The sequence below is a fragment of the Terrisporobacter sp. genome (assembly GCF_017888745.1).
Taxonomy (GTDB): Bacteria; Bacillota; Clostridia; order Peptostreptococcales; family Peptostreptococcaceae; genus Terrisporobacter.
The window spans coordinates 1-2,556 of sequence record NZ_JAGHFM010000181.1; the positions used below are offsets into that span (position 1 = coordinate 1).

Below are 2,556 nucleotides of genomic sequence, written 5' to 3' on the forward strand. Positions count from 1 at the left end.
TAAATACAAGACCAAATTTAACTAATTTAAGCAAACTTGCACCAAACATTACTGGTATAGCTAAGAAGAATGTAAATTCAGCCGCTATCTCTCTTGATATACCTATTAATAATGCCCCTAATATAGTAGCTCCTGAACGAGATGTTCCTGGGAAAATAGCTGCTATTAATTGGAATAACCCTATAATAATAGCCATTTTATATGTAAGTTGATTCATGTTAGTAACTTTTGGTCTTCTTCCTTTATTAGAGTTTTCAACTATTATAAATAATATACCAAATAATATTAACATTATAGCTACTGTTTGGAAGTTATAAAATAATGCATTTATTTCATCATCCCACATTAATCCAACTATAGCAGCTGGAACACAAGCTATTACTATCTTTATCCACATTATAATTATATCATTTTGTACAAACGGCTTTTTGTCAAATGAAAAAGGAAAAATCTTTTTCCAATATAAAATAACAACAGCCATAATCGCTCCCAATTGTATAACTACAAAAAACATTTCTTTAAAAGCATCTGACATACCTAACTGTAAAAACTCGTCTACTAATATCATATGCCCCGTACTACTTACAGGAAGCCACTCTGTGATTCCTTCGATTACACCTAAAATAATGGCTTTAAATATTTCTATCCACTCCATTTATTTTTCACCTCTTTTTTATAATCTCTTCATAAATAAAAAAATATCCTAATAGTATCATTAGGATATTTACCTAATATAGTATATCATAATTTTTCTCATAAATATAGTTTACAAATATGTTATATATAACTCATAATCACATTATAAAAGTCATAAGATTTTATCCTATGACTTTTACACATCTATGCTATTTCTTTTTCTGAATCTATTTTTTTTGATCTTATTTTTGGTAATCCTAATGAGATTGCTAAAATACCACACACTAGCATTAATATTGGATAATGTAAATATTTAATTATCTCAAAAGGAGATATTGAAGCTAGTCCTGCTGCAGTTAGTAATTGAGCTCCATAAGGAATTATACCTTGCCACACAGCTGCAAATATATCTAATATACTTGCTGACTTTCTTGGTTCTATGTTATATTCCTCTGCTATATTTTTAGCTAATGGTCCTGACATTACTATGGCTATAGTATTGTTGGCAGTACATAAGTCTACTATACTTACTAAAGCTGCTATTCCAAATTCTGCTCCTTTTTTGTCCTTAATTCTATCTTGTATAAAATTAAGAACAAAATCAATTCCTCCATTAAATTTGATAAGTTCAACCATACCTCCAACAACAATAGATATCATACAAAGTTCAAACATACTTGACATACCTTCTGATATGGCCGTTATTGCTCCAAATATATCTAATGAGCCAGTTGCTATACCTATACCACTTGCAAGTATTACACCTCCACCAAGAAGTAAAAATACATTTACCCCAAGTATTGCTCCTATAAGTACAAATAAATATGGTAATACCTTTATAAGTTCAAAGCTATATGTTTCTTCAGATATACTTGTATATCCCCTTGTTATAACAGTAAGTAATACAATAGTTGCTATTGCTGCTGGTAATACTATTGAGAAATTCACTTTAAATTTATCTCTCATTTCACAACCTTGAGTTTTAGTAGCTGCAATTGTTGTATCAGATATCATTGATAAGTTATCTCCAAACATTGCTCCACCTACTACCGCTCCTAAAACTAATGCTACTGGTATTCCTGTTTTAGACGCAACAGCTACACCTATTGGGCCTATAGCCGCTATAGTTCCAACAGAAGTTCCCATTGATATTGATATAAAGCATCCTATAATAAATAATCCTGTTACTAATAAGTTAGCTGGTAGTATTGATAAACCTAGATTTACTACTGAATCAACTCCACCCATTGATTTAGCTACTCCACTAAAAGCTCCTGCAAATAAGAAAATTATAAGCATTAAAATAATATCCTTATTTCCTCCACCTTTACAGAATACTTCCATTTTAGTACTAAAACTTTCTTTTCTATTAAATAAAAATGCTACACCTGTTGAAATTATAAAAGCTACTAGTGTGGGCATCTTATAAAAATCTCCAGTTATAATTCCACTACCTATAAATAATATTAAAAATACACCTAATGGCAATAATGCCAAAGCATTACCTCTTTGTCTTTGTTCCTTATTCATAACACACATCCTTCCTACCATATTACTTATCATATTCAAGCCAAAAATTTACTTGGCTTAACCACTATGTGGCGCTCCACTTCATGTTTCAATAGCTTCACCCATTGCTCAAGTCACAAAGTTGAAGATTATATTTATCTACAAATCAGATAAATCATATTTCCTCACAATTAAAAAGGCTTGAGAATAATCTCAAGCCAAATAAACTAAGTTAATTCTCATCTTTCAGTCTTCACTGCAGGATTTAGCACCTTTTTATACGTAAATGTATATCGGTTGCTGGGTATCATAGGGCCAGTCCCTCCACCTCTCTTGATAAGTAAGTAAATATTTATTTATTATAAATAATATAATAATTCTTATTTATTGTCAATATTTTTAATTTACAAA

The 2,556-nt window shown here is 30.2% G+C and carries 2 protein-coding genes and 1 riboswitch; both genes read right to left on the minus strand.

The genetic code is table 11. The features are described from left to right. Nucleotides 1-655, minus strand: a 655-nt coding sequence (locus tag J7G74_RS08960; RefSeq protein WP_297134317.1) for an undecaprenyl-diphosphate phosphatase, incomplete at its 3' end; no start/stop codon positions are given. A 185-nt stretch (nt 656-840) separates the two neighbouring features. Beyond that, the gene (locus J7G74_RS08965; protein ID WP_297134319.1) at nt 841-2,166 is read right to left on the minus strand and encodes a Na+/H+ antiporter NhaC family protein; all 1,326 of its coding nucleotides are present in this window, start codon (nt 2,164-2,166) and stop codon (nt 841-843) included. Nucleotides 2,167-2,381: 215 nt separating this feature from the next. Beyond that, nucleotides 2,382-2,488, minus strand: a riboswitch (SAM riboswitch). Nucleotides 2,489-2,556: the final 68 nt, after the last annotated feature.